Origin of the sequence: Pseudoalteromonas sp. MSK9-3 (assembly GCF_003590335.1) — a bacterium.
Classification (GTDB): domain Bacteria; phylum Pseudomonadota; class Gammaproteobacteria; order Enterobacterales; family Alteromonadaceae; genus Pseudoalteromonas.
On sequence record NZ_MIET01000032.1, the window covers coordinates 156,837 to 178,815 of the forward strand.

At 41.3% G+C, this 21,979-nt stretch carries 17 protein-coding genes; 8 read left to right on the forward strand and 9 right to left on the reverse strand.

Annotation, left to right across the window (positions count from 1 at the left end; genetic code table 11):
• The first annotated feature begins 86 nt into the window (after positions 1-86).
• From fahA to BGP78_RS14795, 3 genes are all read left to right on the forward strand, one after another.
• Positions 87-1,400 (forward strand): fumarylacetoacetase, encoded by a 1,314-nt coding sequence (fahA, locus tag BGP78_RS14785; protein WP_119862091.1) that lies wholly within the window; start codon positions 87-89, stop codon positions 1,398-1,400.
• A 121-nt stretch (positions 1,401-1,521) separates the two neighbouring features.
• Positions 1,522-2,586, forward strand: a complete 1,065-nt coding sequence (locus tag BGP78_RS14790; RefSeq protein ID WP_119862092.1) for a M23 family metallopeptidase — start codon at positions 1,522-1,524, stop codon at positions 2,584-2,586.
• Positions 2,576-2,971 (forward strand): polymer-forming cytoskeletal protein, encoded by a 396-nt coding sequence (locus BGP78_RS14795; RefSeq protein ID WP_119862093.1) that lies wholly within the window; start codon positions 2,576-2,578, stop codon positions 2,969-2,971. Before BGP78_RS14790 ends, BGP78_RS14795 begins: the two co-directional genes overlap by 11 nt.
• On the opposite strand, the gene BGP78_RS14800 is transcribed toward BGP78_RS14795, so the two are convergent.
• On the reverse strand, positions 2,972-3,436 hold the full coding sequence (locus tag BGP78_RS14800; RefSeq protein WP_119862094.1) for a hotdog fold domain-containing protein: 465 nt from the start codon (positions 3,434-3,436) through the stop codon (positions 2,972-2,974).
• Positions 3,437-3,606: 170 nt separating this feature from the next.
• Here BGP78_RS14800 and BGP78_RS14805 point away from each other — a divergent pair, with 170 nt between their 5' ends.
• Both BGP78_RS14805 and BGP78_RS14810 read left to right on the forward strand, forming a co-directional pair.
• A complete protein-coding gene (locus BGP78_RS14805; RefSeq protein WP_119862095.1) occupies positions 3,607-4,791 on the forward strand; it encodes a multidrug effflux MFS transporter in 1,185 nt (394 codons plus the stop codon).
• A 453-nt stretch (positions 4,792-5,244) separates the two neighbouring features.
• Entirely contained in the window at positions 5,245-5,874 is a 630-nt protein-coding gene (locus tag BGP78_RS14810) for a LysE family translocator (RefSeq protein ID WP_119862096.1), read from the forward strand.
• Between the two features lie 77 nt (positions 5,875-5,951).
• Here BGP78_RS14810 and yegD read toward each other — a convergent pair whose 3' ends face one another.
• The 6 genes from yegD to sixA form a co-directional block, all read right to left on the reverse strand.
• Positions 5,952-7,322 (reverse strand): molecular chaperone, encoded by a 1,371-nt coding sequence (gene yegD / locus BGP78_RS14815; RefSeq protein WP_119862097.1) that lies wholly within the window; start codon positions 7,320-7,322, stop codon positions 5,952-5,954.
• Between the two features lie 53 nt (positions 7,323-7,375).
• Complete coding sequence (locus BGP78_RS14820) at positions 7,376-8,218, reverse strand: DNA ligase (RefSeq protein ID WP_119862098.1); 843 nt, start codon at positions 8,216-8,218, stop codon at positions 7,376-7,378.
• A gap of 49 nt (positions 8,219-8,267) precedes the next feature.
• The gene (locus tag BGP78_RS14825) at positions 8,268-8,927 is read right to left on the reverse strand and encodes an HAD family phosphatase (protein ID WP_119862099.1); all 660 of its coding nucleotides are present in this window, start codon (positions 8,925-8,927) and stop codon (positions 8,268-8,270) included.
• A gap of 31 nt (positions 8,928-8,958) precedes the next feature.
• Positions 8,959-9,258, reverse strand: a complete 300-nt coding sequence (locus BGP78_RS14830; protein ID WP_119862100.1) for a hypothetical protein — start codon at positions 9,256-9,258, stop codon at positions 8,959-8,961.
• 124 nt (positions 9,259-9,382) lie between these two features.
• The gene (locus BGP78_RS14835) at positions 9,383-11,692 is read right to left on the reverse strand and encodes a TonB-dependent receptor (protein WP_119862101.1); all 2,310 of its coding nucleotides are present in this window, start codon (positions 11,690-11,692) and stop codon (positions 9,383-9,385) included.
• A 495-nt stretch (positions 11,693-12,187) separates the two neighbouring features.
• The gene (gene sixA, locus BGP78_RS14840; RefSeq protein ID WP_119862102.1) at positions 12,188-12,655 is read right to left on the reverse strand and encodes a phosphohistidine phosphatase SixA; all 468 of its coding nucleotides are present in this window, start codon (positions 12,653-12,655) and stop codon (positions 12,188-12,190) included.
• Positions 12,656-12,816: 161 nt separating this feature from the next.
• On the opposite strand from sixA, the gene BGP78_RS14845 reads away from it, so the two are divergent.
• The 3 genes from BGP78_RS14845 (at position 12,817) to BGP78_RS14855 (ending at position 18,985) form a co-directional block, all read left to right on the forward strand.
• A complete protein-coding gene (locus BGP78_RS14845) occupies positions 12,817-15,489 on the forward strand; it encodes an insulinase family protein (RefSeq protein WP_259386333.1) in 2,673 nt (890 codons plus the stop codon).
• 209 nt (positions 15,490-15,698) lie between these two features.
• Complete coding sequence (locus tag BGP78_RS14850) at positions 15,699-17,837, forward strand: putative bifunctional diguanylate cyclase/phosphodiesterase (protein WP_404936051.1); 2,139 nt, start codon at positions 15,699-15,701, stop codon at positions 17,835-17,837.
• Positions 17,838-18,592: 755 nt separating this feature from the next.
• Entirely contained in the window at positions 18,593-18,985 is a 393-nt protein-coding gene (locus tag BGP78_RS14855) for an MmcQ/YjbR family DNA-binding protein (protein WP_119862105.1), read from the forward strand.
• A 51-nt stretch (positions 18,986-19,036) separates the two neighbouring features.
• Here BGP78_RS14855 and BGP78_RS14860 read toward each other — a convergent pair whose 3' ends face one another.
• Positions 19,037-20,020: a hypothetical protein gene (locus tag BGP78_RS14860; protein WP_119862106.1), complete on the reverse strand. Its 984-nt coding sequence runs from the start codon at positions 20,018-20,020 to the stop codon at positions 19,037-19,039.
• A 465-nt stretch (positions 20,021-20,485) separates the two neighbouring features.
• Positions 20,486-21,922 (reverse strand): sodium:proton antiporter NhaD, encoded by a 1,437-nt coding sequence (gene nhaD, locus BGP78_RS14865; RefSeq protein WP_404936050.1) that lies wholly within the window; start codon positions 21,920-21,922, stop codon positions 20,486-20,488.
• Positions 21,923-21,979: the final 57 nt, after the last annotated feature.

Here is a 21,979-nt window from a genome sequence, read left to right on the forward strand (position 1 = left end):
CAAGCAGCTTACTTATTTCTAAGTAAGCTGCTTTTCTATTTAAGTTAAGGCAAAATAGCCCTAACTTTAGTTAAACAGGAAAGATGATGTCTTTTATTAACGAAACACACGATAATAGCTTAACTAGCTGGGTTGCAAGCGCAAACCAATCAGGTACCGATTTCCCTATTCAAAACTTACCTTTTGCCATTTTTCGCCGTGCTAATAGCAGCGAAGAGTTTCGCGGTGGCGTTGCCATTGGCGACCAAGTTTTAGACTTAGCCGTTGTTGCTGAAGCGGGTATTTTCTCTGGTGAAGCACACAGTGCTGTTACAGCAGCTAACGCCGCTGCATTAAATGAATTTATGGGCATGGGCCAATCATACTGGTCTGCACTTCGCCTTGCGCTTTCACGTGCGCTGCGTGAAGGTTCTGAGCACCAAAATACACTTGAAGGTGCGTTGGTTCCACAATCTGACGTTGAATATTCAATGCCATGTCATATTGGCGATTATACTGACTTTTATACCTCAATTTATCATGCGACTGCTGTAGGTAGCTTATTCCGCCCTGATAATCCACTTTTACCTAACTACAAGTGGGTACCAATTGGTTATCACGGCCGTTCATCATCGATTGATGTATCTGGTCAAGCGTTCCCTCGTCCAAAAGGACAAACTAAAGCGCCTGACGCTGATGCGCCATCTTTTGGTCCATGTAAGCGTTTAGATTACGAATTAGAATTAGGTATTTACCTAGGTAAGGGCAACGAGCTAGGTGAGCACATTGCAATTGAAAACGCAGAAAACCATGTGTTTGGTTTCTGTTTATTTAATGACTGGTCAGCGCGTGACTTACAGGCTTGGGAATATCAACCTCTAGGTCCATTCTTAGCTAAAAACTTTGCATCAACCGTTTCACCTTGGATTGTAACAACCGAAGCTCTAGCGCCGTATCGTACACAATGGACACGTGATGAAAACGATCCTCAACCGCTTGAGTATTTAGAGTCAGCACAAAACCGTGAATCAGGGTCATTCGACATTCAAATGGATGTAGCTATTGAAACACAAAAAATGCGTGCCGATAACCATGCGCCTAGCAAAGTGTCAGAGTCAAGCTTCAAGCATAGCTACTGGACCGTTGCACAAATGGTCACTCACCATACTGTAAATGGTTGTAACTTCTTACCGGGTGATATGCTAGGTTCAGGCACACAGTCTGGCCCAGATCACGAAGAAGCGGGTTCATTGCTTGAGCTTTCTCGTGGTGGTAAAGAAAGTATTACCTTAACTAATGGTGAAGAGCGTAAGTTCCTAGAAGATGGTGACACCGTGATCATGCGTGGTTGGTGTGAAGCTGAAGGCTTCAACCGTATCGGGTTTGGTTCTGTAGAAGGGACTATTTTGCCTGCAAAATAATCCAAATTAAAAGTTTATAAAAATCAAAGGCGTGCATAAGTACGCCTTTTTTTAGACTTTTACACTGGCTTTTTGTATAAAAATTGTTAAAGTGAGACGTTAATTTTAATTTTATATGTGTATGCTGAACTCTATAAACACCCTATTTAATCGGTTATTTCAAAAGCGTCAGTTGCTACTTCGCCAAAATGGTGAAGTGGGTATGATCACGCTTTCTAGCTGGTTACAGTTAATGGCTGTTATAAGCTTAGTGGCATTAATTATATGGCTAATTATTGTAAGTAACGCATTTTTCGCTCAAAAGAACGTCATCACGACTCTCAATGTTGCTAACGAAGCACAACAACATCAATGGCTTCAAGAAAAGACACAACTACAACAACAACTACAGCAACAACAAGATAAGCTCAGTGAGTTGACAGACAAACAGCTTGCGTTACAAAGCTTAATTGAGGCATTGCCGCCCTCACGAGACGATAACACCGTACAAGCTGAGCAAGAACACAATGCACCTCAAGCATCATTTCAAGTAAAAAGCCAACAAGTGCATCAACTTCAAGAACAACTTATTGCTGCGCTTGACCATACTATTGAGACTCGGACGCTGTCTATCAACCAGCTATTAGATGAAGCAGGCGTGGTATTTCGTAGCAATGACACTTTGGCACAAGGTGGACCTTATCACTCCTTAGTGCTTGAGCAATTACCCACACATTATATCAACACCATTGATAAATTAGTCGAACTCAGTGAGTTAGAGCAGCTCATAACGCATTTACCCTCTGAGATGCCGGTAGCAAAAGACGATTATTATATCTCCAGTCCATTTGGGTTTCGTAAAGACCCAATGACAGGGAGGCGTGCTTTTCATAAAGGGGTTGACCTTGCAGGCTGGCATAAAACAGCCATTGTCGCGCCGGCAGCTGGTACCGTATTACGCGCTGGCACGAATGGCGGCTATGGTAAATTCATAGAAATACAACACAAAAACGGCATCACCACCCGCTTTGGTCACCTCAACACAATTAAAGTAACTAAAGGCCAAGCGGTAAAAAAATCTGACACCATCGCACTTATGGGCAGTACTGGACGCAGTACCAGTACTCATCTACACTACGAAGTACTGCAAAATAATAAGCAGATCAATCCAGTAAAGCTCGCCAAGGTGATTAATCGTGTTCAGTAAAAGTAAAAAAAAGCCGCTTGAAACCACATCAGGGATCCCAGCCTTGATCTCTCCAAACACGCATGTAGAAGGTAATATTACCTGTGAAGGAGAGTTACAGATCGATGGTAAAGTGACAGGAGATCTGATGGTCAACGTACTTATTGTTGGCCAGCATGGGGTGATCGTAGGGAACATCAAAGCACATCAAGTACTTATAAAAGGCACTGTCGATGGCTGTATTGATGCAGACCAAGTCATGTTAGAAGAAACAGCCAAAGTACATGGAGACGTACTGCACGACACATTAAGTATTGAGGCAGGTGCACTCATTGAGGGTAAACTGGCCCATAAGACTGAGGTGACCAATATTACCCCAATTTCTGAGCACTCTAGCGCACAATAATTAACGCTGTGTAATATACATATTAATGTCTGCATGGAACACTTTTGTACCATGCAGATCGAACACTTCTACAGGCACAATTAAATCTTCTTTATCTTGCCACTCCCTAGGTAGAATAATTTTTGCTTCAGCACGGATGTCTGTTTCCGCTTTTTTTAAGTACTGTACCGTCATGCCTTTGGGGATCCAGCGATGCGTCTTATGGGGCACTGTCGCATCGACCATCACACCTGCACAAAGCTCAGCTAAATTACATTGTGCAATGGCATGAATAGTTCCGATGTGATTAAACACCGCCTTACGCTTGGGAACCGTGGCTCGACATAGACCCGGCTCTAGATGTGTTATGGCGGGCTTAATTGAAGCAAAGTATGGCGCTTTTCTACATACAGCTTTGCTAAACAGCCATTGGCCAAATGGTAACCATTTCATTTTTTTATATATTTTAAGAAGTGGAGCAGTCATTCTATATTCCTTCGCAAATTCATACTTCCAAACTAACACATCAGACCAGATGATAAAACAACCGCCACGTTCAATAGAATAAAATATTTCATGAGATCGGCGTTATGTCCTGTTCTTTTTTACTATGATGATTAAAATAGCGCGGTAACGGACTCCCAAAAGAAGTGATCATGACTCAGCCACGCAGTAAATCTCTTATATTTATACTCGCCTTACTCGTTATTTTTTGTCCATTAGGGATTGATATCTATTTGCCCGCATTTGTTGCTATGCAGCAAGGTTTAAATGTTTCTGAAGGGCATATTCAACAAACTATCAGTGTATATATGCTCACGGTTGGTTTAGGGCAGCTTATTGCAGGGCCACTCGCGGATCGATTTGGCCGCAAGCCAGTCGCGATGGCAGGAATATTACTGTTCATGTTAGGCGCAGCCGTCGCCGTTTTATCACCGAATTGGGAAGTAGTCATGCTCGCACGGGCATTACAAGGGTTTGGTGCTTGTGCCACATTCGTCGCTGCATTTGCGATTGTCAGAGATAGCTTTGGTCACAAAGGGAGTGGGCAAATGATCACTTATTTAAATGGTATCGTTTGTTTTATACCCGCACTCGCGCCTCTTTTAGGCGCTTGGCTAACCGTTGAGTTTGGCTGGCGTAGTAATTTTACTTTTTTAACCGGTTTTGCAATCTTTGGGCTGCTGCTCACACAGCTGCTATTTCGTGAAACAAAGCCAAAAGACACAGTATATCAAGGGCACATTTTAGATTTAAGACGCTTTTTACCTATGCTCAAAAACACTGAATTTATGTTTAACGCGGCACTTACTATGGTCGCAATGGCTGCGATGTTAGTCTTTGTTACCACGACTCCAGGTTGGATCATGAACGAATTACATGGCTCTGTCAGTACATTTACGTTGTGGTTTACTATAAATGCAGTCCTTAGTATTGCTGCTTGCTTTGTGGCGCCCCTATTTATCAAAAAGAATTCTCAAAAAGCACTCACACTAGGGCTATCACTGTTTGCCTTAGGTGCACTACTCATGCTTGTATGCGCTGACATTCGCCACCCTGGCGCAATTATGCTCCCGATGTATATTGCCTCAATCGGGTTTGCATTTACATTAGGATCTGCTGCCGGAAAAGCGCTATCTGGCTTTCCTAAACAAGCTGGCACTGCCTCTGCACTGATAGGCGTTATGCAAATGAGTGGCGCTGGCTTTTTAGCGCTCTGTACCCAACAGTTAGCACTGAGCGCGCCAATTCAGCTCGCTATGCATTTGTTATTTTCGGTTCCTTTTTTAATCGTATTACTGAGTAAATCAAAACACCTTGTACACAGTAGTGACTGTTAATTAACCTCAGGTTTGGATAAAGGTTTTGGAATAGAAAATGTTTTGAAAACAAACTTAACTACAATCCAATGATGATATTTCGCTCGATATCAAGGCGCTTTTATGCAGTAATAGCGGGCTATTACAAATGAAAGCAACGCCGAGAGTGCGAAAAACAGCTTTATTGGGCAAATTCGCTTATCCAGAGCTGAGGTTAATTATTGTGCCTATCAGTCATACAACTGTCATAGTCCTGCTGTTTAATAGTGTGTGACAGATATGGATATGCGCAAATTTACAATCGCAATTTGATTTGCATTCGCTCAGCTCAGATCATGTCCCAACCCAACCTAATTGTGAGCGGGCACCTAGCCCGCTTTTGTTGCATATTCACTTATTCTGATTGCAATAGTTACTGTATTTATTAATGTAAATTATTATACTGTTCAATTAAAAATAATAATTAGAATATCCATGCTCAATCCAGACTCTTTACTGTCATTTATCATTGCAAGTACAATTATTGCTGTCGCACCTGGGCCATCCAATGCATTTTTAATGGCGCAAACATTTACCAATGGGCGCACAGCGGGCATGCAAAGTGCGCTGGGGTTTGCGATGGGGGGAGTAATACATACCGTTTTTGCTGTTGTAGGCCTATCAGCATTATTAAAAGCATCGCCCATTGCTTATTCAACGGTGCAATATTTAGGGGCTGCATACCTAGGCTATTTAGGGATCATGACCATAAAATCAAGCCTACAGCACCAAGAGCCTGTGAAGGATAAACCGCACGTCAGCACCAAAAAAACCAGCAACGTTTTTTTTCAAGCCATGATGACTGAGGTACTCAACCCGAAGGTTGCGTTATTTTTTATCGCATTTATCCCTCAGTTCGTTGACCCGAGCCTTTCATCAACCACTTTACAACTGGCTATATTAGGCCTGCTGTACCCTATTATGGCCTTTCCCATTGATTGTGCTTATATTTATGCTGGAGACAAAATTGCCAATTACTTCCGTAAACACCCTCAAGCTCCACTATGGATAGATAGAGTCTCTGGGCTTATTTTCATTGCCTTAGCAATTAATCTTCTGCTGTAATAAAGCATCCATACAGAGCAGGGCTTTAACTGGAGTTAAAGCCCAATTAAGATGGCAACAAAAAACGCCCGACATGATCAACGAAAGATTTGTTCAGCCCACTTAGTTAAACCTGCAGTGACACTGCCAAAGTTATCGCCATTTAGCATCGGTATATCACCCAAAGCTTGCTGCAACTTCGCCTTTAATAATGGTGACTGTGCGCTGCCCCCTGTTAAATAAATTACATCTGGTTGGGTATTGGCATCACTAATAGCTTGTTTTGCTAAAGCGCAAATTTGTATTAGGCTGTCATCAATAGACTCAGCTAATTCATTTACAGACACTGTTTGATTCAAGCCCTGTTCAATAAAGCTTAAATTTGCTGCAATTTGCGCTTCTTGCGAAAGTGAAATTTTACCCAATTCACCCTGTCGAACAATTTGGTGGCCTAGCTTTTGCTGCTGCACCGTGATCAAACGAGCTAGCTTGTGCGGTTCACCAACATCCCTAAGCATAGACTCTAGTGCTCTGCTGTTTGAGCTGCTATAAAAGTCGGTTTGTAAATGTAGATCGTTAATTTTACACGCTTGCCAAAAAGGCTGATTTGGCATAGGCAACCCTGATTTTAACTGGCTACCCAATCCACATAATGGCATTAATTTATGATACGACAATGCGATATCTAAATCGTTACCGCCAATACGCTTACCGCTATGCGATAAAAAGTCTTGCTCTCTAACACTTTTGCCTCGGTAGCTCGGCCCCATTTGTACAAATGAGCAATCACTGGTGCCTCCACCAATGTCCACAACCAACACTTTTTTGTCTTCACTCAGAGATGTTTCATAATCAATACCAGCGGCAAGCGGCTCAAATAAGAAGTCTACTTCCTGAAAACCAGCGCGCTTTGCTGCGACGGTCAAAATATCCGTCGCTTGTTGGTTACTTTGTTCGCCACCTATGGCTTGGAAGTTAACCGGGCGACCAATGACGGTATGCGTTAACGCTTGCCCTAGTTGGTGTTCAGCACGCTGCTTAATTTGCATTATCATTGCTGTGGCAATGTCTTCAAAAAAAGCGATCTGTTGGGCTTTTAAACCAACAGCCCCAAAGAAAGATTTAGGAGACTTAACAAAATAACCTTCTTCAGGAAAATCAATATATTCAGAGATAGCTGCTGAACCGATGGCTAACCCTGACTCAGACTGACTTAAACCTAAATCACGACGGATCGCTGGCAGTGAGTTTAAAGTGTTAGCCCGCGACTCACAGTACCGAGCAGCTTCTGTGGCATTGCGGTTTTGAAGTTGCTTAGCAACATAATCAACAACCAGCGCATTGTGTTGTGCGTATAGTGTAGAAGGTAAGTAAGTGCATTCTGCTTCTAAGTTAATTAATTTTACGCCCTGTTCGTCCATGACGCCCATTGCACAATTAGAACTTCCATAATCAAAACCAACTATCATACGACCTCACAACACAAAAAAAGGTCGCGCAGAGTAACACACTTAGCGAGTGATTAAAATGTCGTTTTCGGCCCTAAAAAAACCGCAAAACGAGGTTTGCCATACTTAGTAAAACCTTGATGACGAAACGACACTATAGAGCCGATTTCGGGCGGTGTATCACGCTCCTTATCACTCAACCCTGAGCCAATTTTAAATTCAATACCAGACTCGTTTTTCACGAGCAAAGCACCCGTTTTACCACTATAACGTCCTTTACCTGGTAAATGTGCAATCACTTTCGCTTCAGCATCCTGATAGGGCTTATATTTAAGTAAATTCTTTGTTCTCCCCCCTACATGCTTTGCACTGCTTAAATGCAGCATCACACCTTCCCCGCCTTTTTTAACAACAGTATTAAAAAAGCGCTCTAGTTGTCGGTGGTTTTCAAAACGATGCTGAACAACGGGTTTCACATGGGGTAACGCAACTTTTGATAAAGTCTGATGATATAGCTGATACCTTTGGCTAAAAGGCTGAGTACTGTCTGGTGCATCAAAGACCATATAACTTACTTGTTGCCAGTTCTTGTTATTAGGCACTCTGCGCCTCGCTAACGAGCTAACATAAGCAAAGTTATTGTAGCCTGCCCATAACTCGCCATCTAACCACTGGTTTGGTAATTTATCAGTAAACCATGCCGGTGCATGGATCACATTCCCCGTGCGGGTTTTAAGCTGTTTACCATCCCAAATGGCTCGGACGCCGTCATATTTTTCGCTCACATGGTAAAAACTAACGGGGAGTTCTGCCTGATAACGTTTCGCCAGTTGAACCGAATAAGACAATGGCTCTGCTATCGCAAAATTAGCGAATGAAAATAATAATGTGGCCCATAAGATCCATCTAATACTCATGTTAGGCTCCTTGCACTTAATGAGAATAAAGTTGAGACTGAAGTGTAGCTTAATTTGAAATTAATTGTGTAATATGCTGCCACGCAGCCTTTAAGTCTTGAGCTATAACACTTGCACCTGTGGCGTCTTGGTCTTTTGAATGTGCATTGGGTACCAAAATTGTTTGCACGCCTGCAGCACAAGCCGAGCATAATCCGGTATACGTATCTTCAATAGCCACCGCCTGCTGTGGTGATTTTTCAATCAACGACAACGCATGCGTATATGGCTCAGGGTGAGGTTTAGGCTGAGTAATATCATCTTTACACACCACCACAGCAAAATACTGTAACAAGTCGTAATGACGCAACACAGGTATAGCCTCTGCACGCGTACTGCCAGTAACCAATGCTAACTGAAACTCTCTACTGGCCAAAAGTAATACCTCTTGGGCAAAAGGCATTAAAGAAGGGATAGACGTCGCCGCGGTATCAACAAAATAACGATTTTTACTGTCAGCAAGAGAAGCCGCACTTTGCGTAAGACTATGGCGCTCTTTTAATACCGCAGCCGAATGTAATGTCGGTACACCAGAAAATTCATCACAAAATGCGCTCTCGCTATAACTTACTCCAAATGGTGCAAGAACTTTCAGCCAACTTCTGTAATGTAACGCTTCAGAATTAACCAAAGTTCCATCAAAATCAAATAGTAGTGCTTTAATATCCATTCATGCTCCTTGCATCATTTGGGGTAATATTTTATTGGCTCAAACCTGCTGGTGGCTCTGCACTGGCGGGCAAGCCGGTTTCAACTTCCACAAGTTCATATCCGCGTTCTTTGCGCGCAACTTTAAGCACAGGCTTATCAAACGCTGACTTCAATCGCTCAGAATCCGCCTGCAGTTCATCCATAGAACGACCAAAAGGCGCCGCGCCTGTTTCTGACCAATTACTAACTTTACCATTTAAGTTATATTCAACCTCATGGATTTGATATAACGCAGGTTCATCTTTTGTTGTATCACAAAAAATCACCCGATAATTCCAAAAACCAGCCATACATATTCTCTCTCTATTGCAATGTTTGTGACTTTATCAGCTCTTAAGCTTTTTTTCATTACAGATACAAAAAAACCCGCACTGTGTGCGAGTTTTACATTAAATACTTTGCTAAACGACGGGTTTAGAAAAAGCGTACCTTAAACTCAGCACCAACAAAGCGCTCTTCATTTAACATACCGGTGTTGTTGTTGAAATCAACGCCACCAATCACTGTTTGCTCATCGAATAAGTTACGCACGAATACCGACGCTTCATACTCATTATCACCTTCGGCCCATGCATATCCTGCACGAACACCGGTTTCAAACAAAGCATCGCCTTTAAACTCTACCGATTCATATAAGAAAAAGTTAATTTCACTACGATACGAAACATCACCATATACAAAGAACTCACCACCTTCTAACTCTTTTGAATAACGTAACGTTGCATTCGTAATCCACTCAGGTGCATGTGGTAAACTATTACCATCTAGAATTGCACGAGGCTCAGGACCATTAGGACCTTGCACCATATAAGTCGGATCTGTCACTGTACATTGACTACAAACCGCTACAGCTAAATCATTGTCACTTAACTCAGTATTATTGTAGCTCAAGTTAAATGTCGCATTGAGTTCATCCGTTAGCACCCATTCAGTATCAAGCTCGAAGCCATAGCCTGTAGTTTTATCGGCATTGATTAAGCGGTTAAAGTTAGCCCCACCACCAACAGCCGTTAACTGCTGATCATTCATTTGGAAGTAAAATACAGTGGCATTAACACGGCCTTGGCCATCTAATACATCTGACTTTATACCAGCCTCGATCGAATTAATCGTTTCAGACTCAGCCACAGTCACTTCGTCACCAAATAAAATACGGCCCTGAACACTTGGCGCTCTAAAACCATTGGCAATACGTGCAAACAAGTTAATGTCATCACTGTACTTATATGCCGCACTTAAGTCCCAGCTTACATGGCTATCACTTGGGTTAGCACTGCCTTCTTTAAAATCTGATGCACCAGTAAATGGCACTGGCGTTTTAGTACGCTTAGCGTAAAACTCTTTGTCATCATCTGAATAACGAAGACCAGCTGTAATTTTCAGATCATCTGTTAATGTGTAATCTAAAGAACCAAATACGGCCCAAGCTGAAGTACTTTGATCTTGCACTGCATAACCGTTTTGTAAACCAAAGTTACTATTAGCAGCATCGTAAGCACCCGTATCAAAGCTATAGCTTTCAATCGTTAGGTCTTCATCAAATAAGAAAACACCAACCTGGTAATTCACATCACCAGAGAAATTACTTGATAAACGAAGCTCTTGAGTTAGCTGGTCATGATCAGGGATAACATCGGCAGTTTCTGATGAAAATGGAATAACACCTGGTCCCATTGATGGTGCAAATGCATTACCGTAACCACCATCCACATCAGCTCTAGAATAAATCTCAGCACTTTCCCATGCGGTAATAGACGTTACTGTATGCTCTTTTAAGTCCCATTCAAGCTTTAAACTAAGACCTTGTGTGTCAACCTGCTGTGTTGCACGAGAAGCCGCATCATGATAAACCACATCATTATCATAAAGTGGGTTAATGTTGTTTGTACCCGCTTCAATTAAGTTAGCGCGAAATGCGATTGGACGACCGTCTAAATCACGTACGTGATAGTTTAATAAACCAGTGAAGTCGTCGCCTTCATATAAAAACTGTACACGCGCTGCTTTTTCGCTGTAACCACCTAATGAGTTTTCTTTTTCAAACCCTGGCGCTTTAACATCAATGTAATCTTCTTTATCTTGCCACAACACAGAAACGCGTGTTGAAATACGATCTGTCAAACCAGTGCCAAATGCACCTTCAAAATCTGTAGACCCTTTACTGCCGTATGACAATGCACCATATGCATCGAACTCTTGGCTCGGCTTTACAGAATCAAACTTAACAAGGCCTGCAGGTGTATTACGACCAAAAAGCGTGCCTTGAGGCCCTCTTAATACTTCAACTCGTTCGATATCAAAAACAGGAAAACCTTTTAAAATTGGGTTTTCTTGTACAACATCATCAACAACCAAAGATACAGGCTGTGAGGCATTTAGATCGAAATCTGTATTACCTAAACCACGAACATAAAAACGTGGGAATGTACGACCGAATGAAGATTCAACCGATAAACTCGGGATCTTTGCATTCATAAAACGAATATCCATACCCGCAGAGCTGTAAGCATCTAAGTTATCGCCTTGTAAGGCAGAAACAGATACAGGCACTTCTTGTGCATTTTCAACACGCTTACGCGCAGTGATTTGAATAACTTCTAATTGATTACTTTTCGCACTTGTGTCGTTTTCAGCTGCGATAGAAGAAAATGAAGTACCTGCTACAGCAGAGAACAACGTTGCATTAATCAGGGTAGCTAACGTAGATCTTTTCATTGCTTTCATGTTGGGTTTTAACCTTTAAATATGCACTCTTATTGTTCAACGGTTTGTATGGGCGCCGTATCACGGTGGCGTGGTGCATTCAATTTTTCGCGAGTTTATATTAAACGCGGACCTCAAATCCGAGAGTGCAAAGCGGGTCTATGAGGCTGAATGCGACGGACATAATTATAACAGCTATTTACAAATTTGCTGTAATTTACATCAATATAATAGAAGTTTTTTTGCAATTATCGCAACACAGATACAGACGTTAGCAACATTTAGCAACAAAAAGACCCTTAATGCGGACATATGTCCTTACAATATTCAGGTGGGTGTGATCAACAATCCCGTTTTTCGGGCTAAATAGGAATAGTTAACATGTTGCGCAGTTTTAAGGAGGCCATGCGAGTATATAAAAATTCTCTTTTTTGAGAACAATAAATATGACCCAACTTTCATTCTACCATTAGAGACTTTAAATAAGAGCGGACACCTGTCCGCCTTTTTTGGTTTTTACTTTGAAGGTGCCTGCATTTTTAAAAAACAGCCCCGATGAGTCACTTCATCATACTCTATCACCGCAACAGCAGCCGTATTAAAAATTGGCATTTTTCCTGGGCTCAATTGATCAACCAAATAACTGACGATTGGCATATGTGCAACCACCAGCCACGTCTTATATTGTGGGTGTAAACTGATCAAGGTTTCTAAGTAGTCTACGGCAAATGCGGCATCACCACTTGGGATGATATCCTTACAGGTTTCGTTAAACTCAACTGGGTTTAACGCTAACACTTGCTCTGCGGTTTGCTGAGCACGCAAGTATGGACTCACTAATACCGCATCTGGGGCATAATGGCTTTTTAGCCACCATCCCATTTCATTAGCTTGTGCTTGTCCTTTTTGGGTTAGGGCACGCATTTCATCCTTTGCCTGCATTGGTACAGCTTCCCCATGTCGCATTATCAATATTGTTTTCATGACACTCCTGGGTATACACATTAAAATTTGTCTAACGACGTAGTAGCTAAATACCTCGTTTGTTCGCTATATTAAAACAAACCTTAGATAAACTTGAAATGAATTCGAGTTCAAAGTTCCTAAATCTGGACTTTACTTACTATTACTCTGGCGGCACACACTTGAAAATAAGCAGCAATGATAATCGCACCTATAAAAGCCTAACATTAAACAATGGTCTAAAAGTACTGTTAGCCCATGATATAAGCAGTGATAAAGCGGCCGCATCATTAACTGTCAATACAGGTCACTTTGACGATCCAAAAGATCGTCAAGGTATGGCCCACTTTCTAGAACACATGCTCTTTTTAGGTACTGAGAGTATGCCTGAGCCAGGGTATTTCTCACAATTTATTAATCAAGCTGGTGGTCAGAGCAACGCATGGACTGGCACGGAGCATAGCTGCTATTTCTTTGATTGCCACCAGCAACATTTGTTTAAAGCATTGGAATTATTTAGTGACTTTTTTATTTCCCCTCTATTAGATGCTTCACAAACAGAAAATGAGCGCAATGCCATCGATGCCGAGTTTAAAATGAAAATTAAAGACGATGGCCGGCGTATTTATCAAGTTCATAAAGAAACCACAAACCCACAACACCCATTCACCAAATTCTCAGTTGGCAATCAAGATACATTAGCTAACAAAGATGACTGTATTGCTGAAGAAGTTCGAGCCTTTTTTAACCATAATTATCTCGCACAATGGATGACCCTCGTTATAGTCGGTCCCCAATCACTAGATGAACTCGAGATATGGGCTGAACGCCTTTTTTCTCACATTAAAGGTAGCTCTGCGCCCAAGCCTCCACTGACAGCTCCCCTATATCGAAAGCAAGATCTTGGGCTGTTATTACAAATAACACCAAGAAAGCATATGCAAAAACTGATCATCAGTTTCGCAATGCCCTGTATTAAGGGGTTGTATAAACATAAAAGTCTGAGTTTTCTAGCACATTTACTCGGGTACGAAGGCGAAGGCTCGCTTTACTCTATATTGAAAGCACAGGGTTGGATAAACGCACTTTCAGCAGGTGGGGGCGTGAGTGGCAGTAACTTCAAAGACTTCAATATTAGCTTTGCACTCACCGACGAAGGTATCAATTACTATGAAGATGTAGTAGAAATGGCATTTGAGTATATTGCACTTGTGAAGTCTCAATTGCACAACCTGGCCATATTGTACAAAGACAAAAAAACCTTGCTTGATATCGCATTTGATAACCAAGAGCCTAGCCGGTTACTTGATTGGGCAAGTAGCGTTAGCGTAAACATGCACCATTATGAGCCTCAATATTATTTATACGGCGACTACATAATGACAGAGTTTAATCCGACGATATTTGAGCAGCTGTGTAACTTCTTAACCCCTCATAATATGCGCCTGGTGTTGATCCACCCAGAAGTCACCCCTGAGCATACGGCAAAGTGGTATAACACCCCATATAATGTCGAAGAGTTACCCCGAGATTGGTTAAATGCATTAGCACAGATTGACTCTGCACTACCTGAAATGAGATTGCCAACCATCAACCCTTACCTACAGGTAGAAAATACGTTATTTGATATTGAGCCAGCCACAAATAAGCCTGAGCTATTAAAAGATAAGCCTGGTTTTTCTTTTTGGTTTAAACAAGATGCGACCTTTCGTGTCACTAAAGGCCATTTTTATATAGAGATTGACTCCCCGGTTGCAGTTGAAAGTACTAAAAGTATGGCGTTGACTCGCCTTTTTGCCGACCTATTGATGGACGGTATGGCCGAGCAATTTTACCCAGCGGAGCTCGCAGGGTTAAATTACCATATAAGCTCTCATCAAGGCGGACTAACATTGCACACGGCAGGCCTATCAGGTAATCAGTCGGTACTTGCTATGGAATTACTGACTGCGATTTTAAAACAACCGATTAGTGCGACCCGTTTCGCCGAATATAAAAAGCAACTGATCCGGCATTGGCAAAACCACAGCCACAATAAACCTGTCAGCGAACTATTTGGCTTGCTTGGTGCGCACCTTATGCCTTGGAATCCGGACCCAGTTGCACTCGCATCAGCGTTGAAAACAACGTGCTTTAATGAGTTTAGACGCTTTAGAGAGGTGTTTTTCAACTCAATTTACATCAAAGCGTTCTTACACGGTAATTGGCAGAAACACCATGCCTTAACGATGCAAAAAGAAATCAGAGTACTATTTAGCGCCAGTGAAATTTTAGAGGATTTGAAACGGCCTTTAAATGTATTAAGTACATCACAACACATAGAAATAACTCAGCCTGATGCAGATCACGCCATTGTTGAGTACTTCCAAGCACTCAATGGCAGCGTGGTTGAAAAAGTCTCGTTAATGATGCTTAATCAAATGATCAGTCAAGATTACTTCGACAAGCTCCGTACTGAATTGCAGTTAGGTTACCTTGTTGGCTGTGGCTATGCGCCTTTTAATACCCGTGCGGGTGTTGCGTTTTATATCCAGTCCCCAGACAATAAGCCTGAGACTTTACGTAAACATCACCATGCGTTTATTCTCTCCTTTAGCAAAAACATTACACAGCTAACTGATAGCCAGTGGTTAGAAGCGAAACAAGCATTGCGGCTACAAGTCGCAGAAAAAGACAAAAACCTGCGCTTGAGAGCACAACGATTTTGGATTGCCATTACCAATGATGATTTTGAGTTTAGTATGCAAAAACGGCTCATTGCCGAGCTAGATAATTTAGAAAAACAAGACTTTATAGCATTTATTCAGCGTATTTTTGCAAACGAATATCCGCATGTTACATTGCGCTGTAATTAACAATAAACATAGCTGAGCCCTGCGATTGATACGATATTTTTGACTCTACCGCCCGCTTCTATTAGATTAGCAGTGTGATAATAGTTAATGCATCTATGATAAAACAAATAAAAAAAATATCCGTAGTCATGATGCTGTTAAATGCCGTGTATAGTCAGCCGGCTTTTGCATTAAACTTCGATGAACTCCACAACACCTTCAGTCCCTTAATGGCTGGGGTTTTTGTTGTGTTTTTTTTTATTACGCTTGGTCAATACCTTTACAATAAAAAGCTCAAACGCGCACATCAAACACTGTCATTGTCAGAACACCGATTAAAAAGCACTGTAGAAGGCAGTGGTGATACCTTATGGGATTGGAACATCGCAACGGGTGAGATAATCCGCATCAATGACAAATATATGATGCATAAAAGTGCCGCAGGAGAATTTATCCCTAATGCAAATCGTATTCACCCACAGGATATCACCTTAGTTGATCGACTCCTCAAGCAACACATTGCTGAAAAAACGGCATTTTTTGAAGCCAGTTACAGAATAAAAGATAGCTTAGATCAATACCACTGGGTGTTAGACAGGGGCAAAATAATAGAGAAAGACAATAACCTTAACCCTTTGAGGATGACCGGCACAGTCAGAGATATTAGTCATTTAAAAAGTACAGAAGAACGTCTCAACTTATTTGCAAAGTGTGTGGAGTCTTTAACAGACGCGATTGCCATTTATGACCGACATTTTAACTTGGTCGATTTAAACCCAAGCTATTTAAAGCTATTTGGGGGTATACGAGTTCAATATATTGGTCGACCATTTACGCTATCAGGTTATGACAATCGCTATATGAGCGAGATAAAAGCGTGCTTAAAAGACACTGAACATTGGCAAGAGGAGCTTAAATTACGTAATCACAAAGATATTCTGCTCCCTATAGAAATTACCATCGATGAAATTAAGAATAACCAAGGTCAAATAACTAACTATGTTGTGGTCTTTTCAGATTTAACAGAGCGTAAGAAAGCAGAGTCTCAGTTACATAACCTCTCAAATCGAGACCGTACAACTGGCTTGCCAAATCGAAATCTATTTTTTACTAATCTAAAAAAGCTGGCACAACAAAAAACCCACCACGCACTACTCGTATTTGACTTGGATAATTTTAAGAAAATTAATGACTCATTGGGCCACCAGCTCGGCGATAGCTTACTTGCTAAGCTCGCAATGCGCCTCAATAAGCTTGCGCGTCAACAAGACACGTTTTATCGATTAGGCGGTGATGAGTTTGCGTTAGTTATGTCTGGTACTAATGATATTCACACCATCACGCGTACCGCGAAGCAATTTCTTGCTGCGATAGCCACCCCATTCAAAATGGCAAACCATGAGTTAGTCATCACTTCATCCGTAGGTATTGTGCTTTTCCCTGAAGATGGCGCTACGCCAGAAATATTATTAAAAAATGCAGATACTGCGATGTACCATGCAAAGCAAAAAGGCAATCATTACTTGTTCTTTAATGACTCAATGAACGAGCAAGCCGTGAAGCGCCTACAAATTGAAAACCTGATGCGCTATGGGCTTAAAGAAGACCACTTTGTTGTGTACTATCAACCCAAAATGGATATAAAAACCGGTAAGCTCGTTGGTATGGAAGCCCTCGTACGCTTTATCACCCCCAAAAAAGGGATCATCAGCCCAGGTGTGTTTATTCCCATTGCGGAAGAAACAGGGCAAATCATCGAAATTGGAGAGGTCGTTCTAGATAAGGCTTGTAAAGACGTAAAAAACTGGATAGACCAAGACTTATTTAATGGTCGTGTCGCGGTAAATTTATCGGCAAAGCAGTTTAGCCTCCCAGACCTTACCACTCGAATTGATGTGATCTTGCAGAAAAATCAACTTCCGTCTTATTTCCTTGAACTAGAGATAACCGAAGGCACGGTGATGGATGATCCAAAAGAAGCGATTTCGATCATGCGTTCCCTCAGTGCCAGAGGGATCCACCTCGCCATTGATGACTTCGGCACCGGGTATTCGTCTTTAGCATATTTAAAGCAGTTTCCACTTAATACGTTAAAAGTAGATAAAGCCTTTGTTGACGACATGAATACTGAAAGAGGCCGTAATATGGTCGACTCGATTGTCACCATTGCGCACAACCTTGATTTACATGTCGTTGCTGAAGGCGTTGAACAGGCTGAGCAACTGGTCATTCTCGAAGATTTAAACTGTGAAACCGTTCAAGGATATTATTACTCTAAGCCTTTATCTCCCGATGAGTTTAGTGAATTCCTTAAAAGCCAGAAGCAACGTGAGCGAAACGAACAGCCTAGTTTGAAAGTCGTTAATTAATTTGCGCTAAAATCACGCCAACCAACAACATAGAGAACCGGCCGTTAAACGCCACATAGCCCTTCTGTAGTGAACTCTCATAAGCAAGATAGCTACAGGTCCAAAAACGCCACCACGGAACACCCAGCGTCTGATAGGCATACCTGAGCGTGTCGTTTCAAAAAACATGGTGCAAGCTCCTATCAATGACAACACTATAAACCACATATTACCCCCTGTTTACTGCGAGCGACGAGTGTACCCCAGGTCTTTTTTTTGTACAAAAAAACTTTAATTGTTGCAAAATATGGCATTATTTAATTTAATAGCAGCTCAATTAAACAGGGTGTTTTATTCCAACTGCTTAAATTTCATGTTAACACCATGAAAACATTAAAGTAATTGTCAACATGTAAAATTTTACAGGTTTAATTGAAGCAATAGTTATGGTTTGAAAGGTCATACTTTTTAAGTTTTAGTAGTGAAGTTTACCTGTAGAGTAGGTATTACCTGCTTTACAGCAATATGATTAAGTTTTGTAATAAAGAACACAAGCAAACAGAACCTTATATCGGTACAGGTGAGTTCGAGCGGTTACGCTCATTGAAATATCTTAAATTCAATACTCTAGATAGAAGACATTTATTTGCTTTAGTACATATTGGTCTAAACTATCTGATAGTTTTTACCGATACTGAATTACAGTATTATCACAATAGCTGCTAAAATTAAGCCATGTAGTTTTTAATTTATTAGTTACTTCAAGGACACGAGCTATGGATCAAAAGAGCGTACATAAATATTTGCAGGATAAGCCTGCAACTTTTATTACCCAGCCGTTTGCGCAAGATGTCGATGTCTACAAAGTACAGCACAAGATGTTTGCAACACTTTCGGAAGGGAAAGAAGGGCAAGTCAATGAGAGCGGAGAGCCAATTTGGTGGTTAAACCTAAAGTGCGATCCGGATGAAGCATTAGTGCTTCGGGAGCAATACCCATCGATTGTACCGGGTTATCATATGAATAAACGACTTTGGAATACCATTATACTTGATGGCTCCGTTCCTGAAATCGAAATAATTCGCATGATAAACACCTCGTATGACATTGTGGTAGATAACCTACCAACAGCTCAGAAAGAAGCGTTACAAAAGATGGCTCAATCTTAAGTTACTTTTATAACGTTGTGGTTTCCCTCGCATTCACTGCGAGGGCCATTTTCAAAACGGGTATAAATGCCTGTTAGCAATATCTATCTCGCCGTTCTCTTCAATAAAATTCACCATTAACTGTTCGCACCCATTAGGCATTCGAGTGGCATCTACTTCATAGTTCAATTGTGCTGCCTGCTTACTCGATAGCTCACACATTGCCAACTTACTGGGATCTCGCACATTGCGATTTATCTGTGCAAGACTTACCACACAGTGGCTTTTACTAAAGCGTGCGATCCCTCTGAATTTAAAGTTCTCTGCAATATATTGCTTGGATATTTTTAAAAGCCCTTCCATAAGGTCATAGTAAAAAGCATTTTCATCTTGCACCGAGCAAACAAGATGCACAGATGTGCTCTTGAACTCAGGCAGCTCATCATCACGGCTTGATAACGCTAGGCTTATCAATACTTTCTCATCGTCAACTTCGATATAGTTTTCTAGAATGAATGCTTGATCTAAAAAGCGTACTTTTTCCAATATCCGCTCAACGCTAGCTTTCGTTAAAGGATTTGCGTTACGAGAGAGTAGATGCGGAACTTTGACAATCAGCGGAAAATCTTGATGGTTATTCAATGGCGTAGTAACCGCCCCATCTACGCTAAGCGTGAAGCGCTCACGGATCTCATGTTCACGAGCAACGTATAATGCAAGTAATGCTGTTTGTAGTAATTCTGACGTAGGTAAATTTACCTCTATTGGCCAGCTCCGACCAAACAGCAGCTTTTTGTTTCCTGATTGATAATTGTCACTACTGAGCATCGCGACCTGCATGCGCAGCAACCCGTTATGCTCACTCGCCACCAACCGGTAACTGGTTTCAAACTCTATGTCGGCTAGCAACTCACGTACACTATCAAGGGTGTGATGATATTTAAAAAAGTGCTGTGGTGTAACCTCTATATTATCTGTCAGTAAAACTTTAGGCGCATTACTTATCGGTTGTTCATATGCGCTGTCTTCCTGATATTGTAAATTCGCAATCCCCATACTCTCCGACTCATTCAGTTTAGCTAACGACTAAAGTACGCAAATGTTCAGATAAAAAGATCAGTTCAAATGCGTTATTTTCAAACTTATTTTAAGTATTAACCGTCTAAATGACTGTTTCATTTCAAATGATACTTATGCATCATATTTTTTAAAGTGACAAAGCTACAGATCCAATGAACTTGGTAAGTAACCTCAGCTCTGGATAAGCGAATTTGCCCAATAAAGCTATTTTTCTCACTCTCGGCGTTGCTTTCATTTGTAATAGCCCGCTATTACTGCATAAAAGCGCCTTGATATTGAGCAAAATATCATCATTGGATTGTAGCTAAGTTTGTTTTCAAAACATTTTCTATTCCAAAGCCCTTATCCAAATCTGAGGTTAAGTAGATAGGAAAAACCTGTGACAGAAAAATATCGAGCAAGCAAGATCACAAGGGGCCTATTGCCCCCTTGTCTATGAGACTAAAAAAGCTCTGCGTTTAACCATAAATGCATGGCAATGCTAGCGGCGTAACCAAGTGCAATAACAGGCGCCCATTTCAAGTGACCAAAAAAGGTGTAATACCCTCTTGCCTGCCCCATCAATGCAACGCCCGCCGCTGAACCGATAGAAAGTAAACTCCCACCAACTCCAGCTGTCAGTGTAATTAACAACCACTGCCCATGGGACATATCTGGCTGCATAGATAAAACAGCAAACATCACGGGGATATTATCTATTACCGCTGAGATCACCCCAAGAAATATATTGGCTGCAGTTGCTGACCAACCGCCATACAATACTTCGGACATCAGACCCAAATAACCTAAAAAGCCTAAGCCACCAACGCACATGACAATGCCATAAAAAAATAACAAGGTATCCCATTCAGCCCGAGATACTTTACTGAATACATCAAATGGAACAACACTGCCTAATCTAACCAAGCGTTCTTTGTCACCAACTTGTTCAGCAATTGCCTTTTTCCGCGCCAAAGAGCCAGGCAATGTTACGCGCAAAAAATAGCCGAAAAATTGTAAATACCCAAGTCCCATCATCATGCCTAACACCGGGGGAAGATGTATAAACGTATGACACGCAACTGCGGTTGCAACCGTTAATAAAAATAACGTTAAAATGCGCAATGCTCCGCGTTTCAATTCAATCTCTTCGTACACTGCACTCGGTTGCTTATCTTCAACGTAAAAGCTCATGATTGCCGCAGGTACAATGTAATTGACCAATGATGGGAAAAACAAAACTAAAAACTCATTAAACTGCACCAAACCCGCTTGCCACACCATCAGTGTCGTGATGTCGCCAAATGGGCTAAATGCTCCGCCAGCATTAGCCGCAATAACAATATTAATACAGCTTAAATTAATAAAATGTTTATCACCTTGTGCAACTTTCATCACGACAGCGCACATCAATAAGGCTGTTGTTAAGTTATCGGCAATGGGAGAGATAAAAAATGCTAAAAAACCAGATATCCAAAATAGATTTTTATAACTAAAGCCTTTGCGGATCATCCATGCACGTAAAGCATCAAAAACTCTGCGCTCTTCTAACGCATTAATGTAGGTCATCGCAACTAACAAAAAGAGCATCAATTCAGCAAATTCAAGTAAGTTATGACGAAACGCTTCTTCTGTAATGTATGGACTTCCTTGCTCTACATAAAATGCACCTATTAAGATCCAAATTAGGCCAGCTGCAACCAACACCGGCTTTGATTTACGTAAATGTAATTTTTCTTCTAGCATGACTAACGTATATGCCGCCACAAAAATGACAATACACACGATCCCAATGTTCGAAGTCGTTAAATCAATTCTTCCATCGACTGCCCAAGCTGAGCTACAAAGCCCCAAGCTTACTGCAAGCATAATACTCAGTTTTAATCCCCAAATCCCCATCTATGTACCCATTATATTAATATTGAAAATATGTTAAATTTTGGAAACAAGAAGATA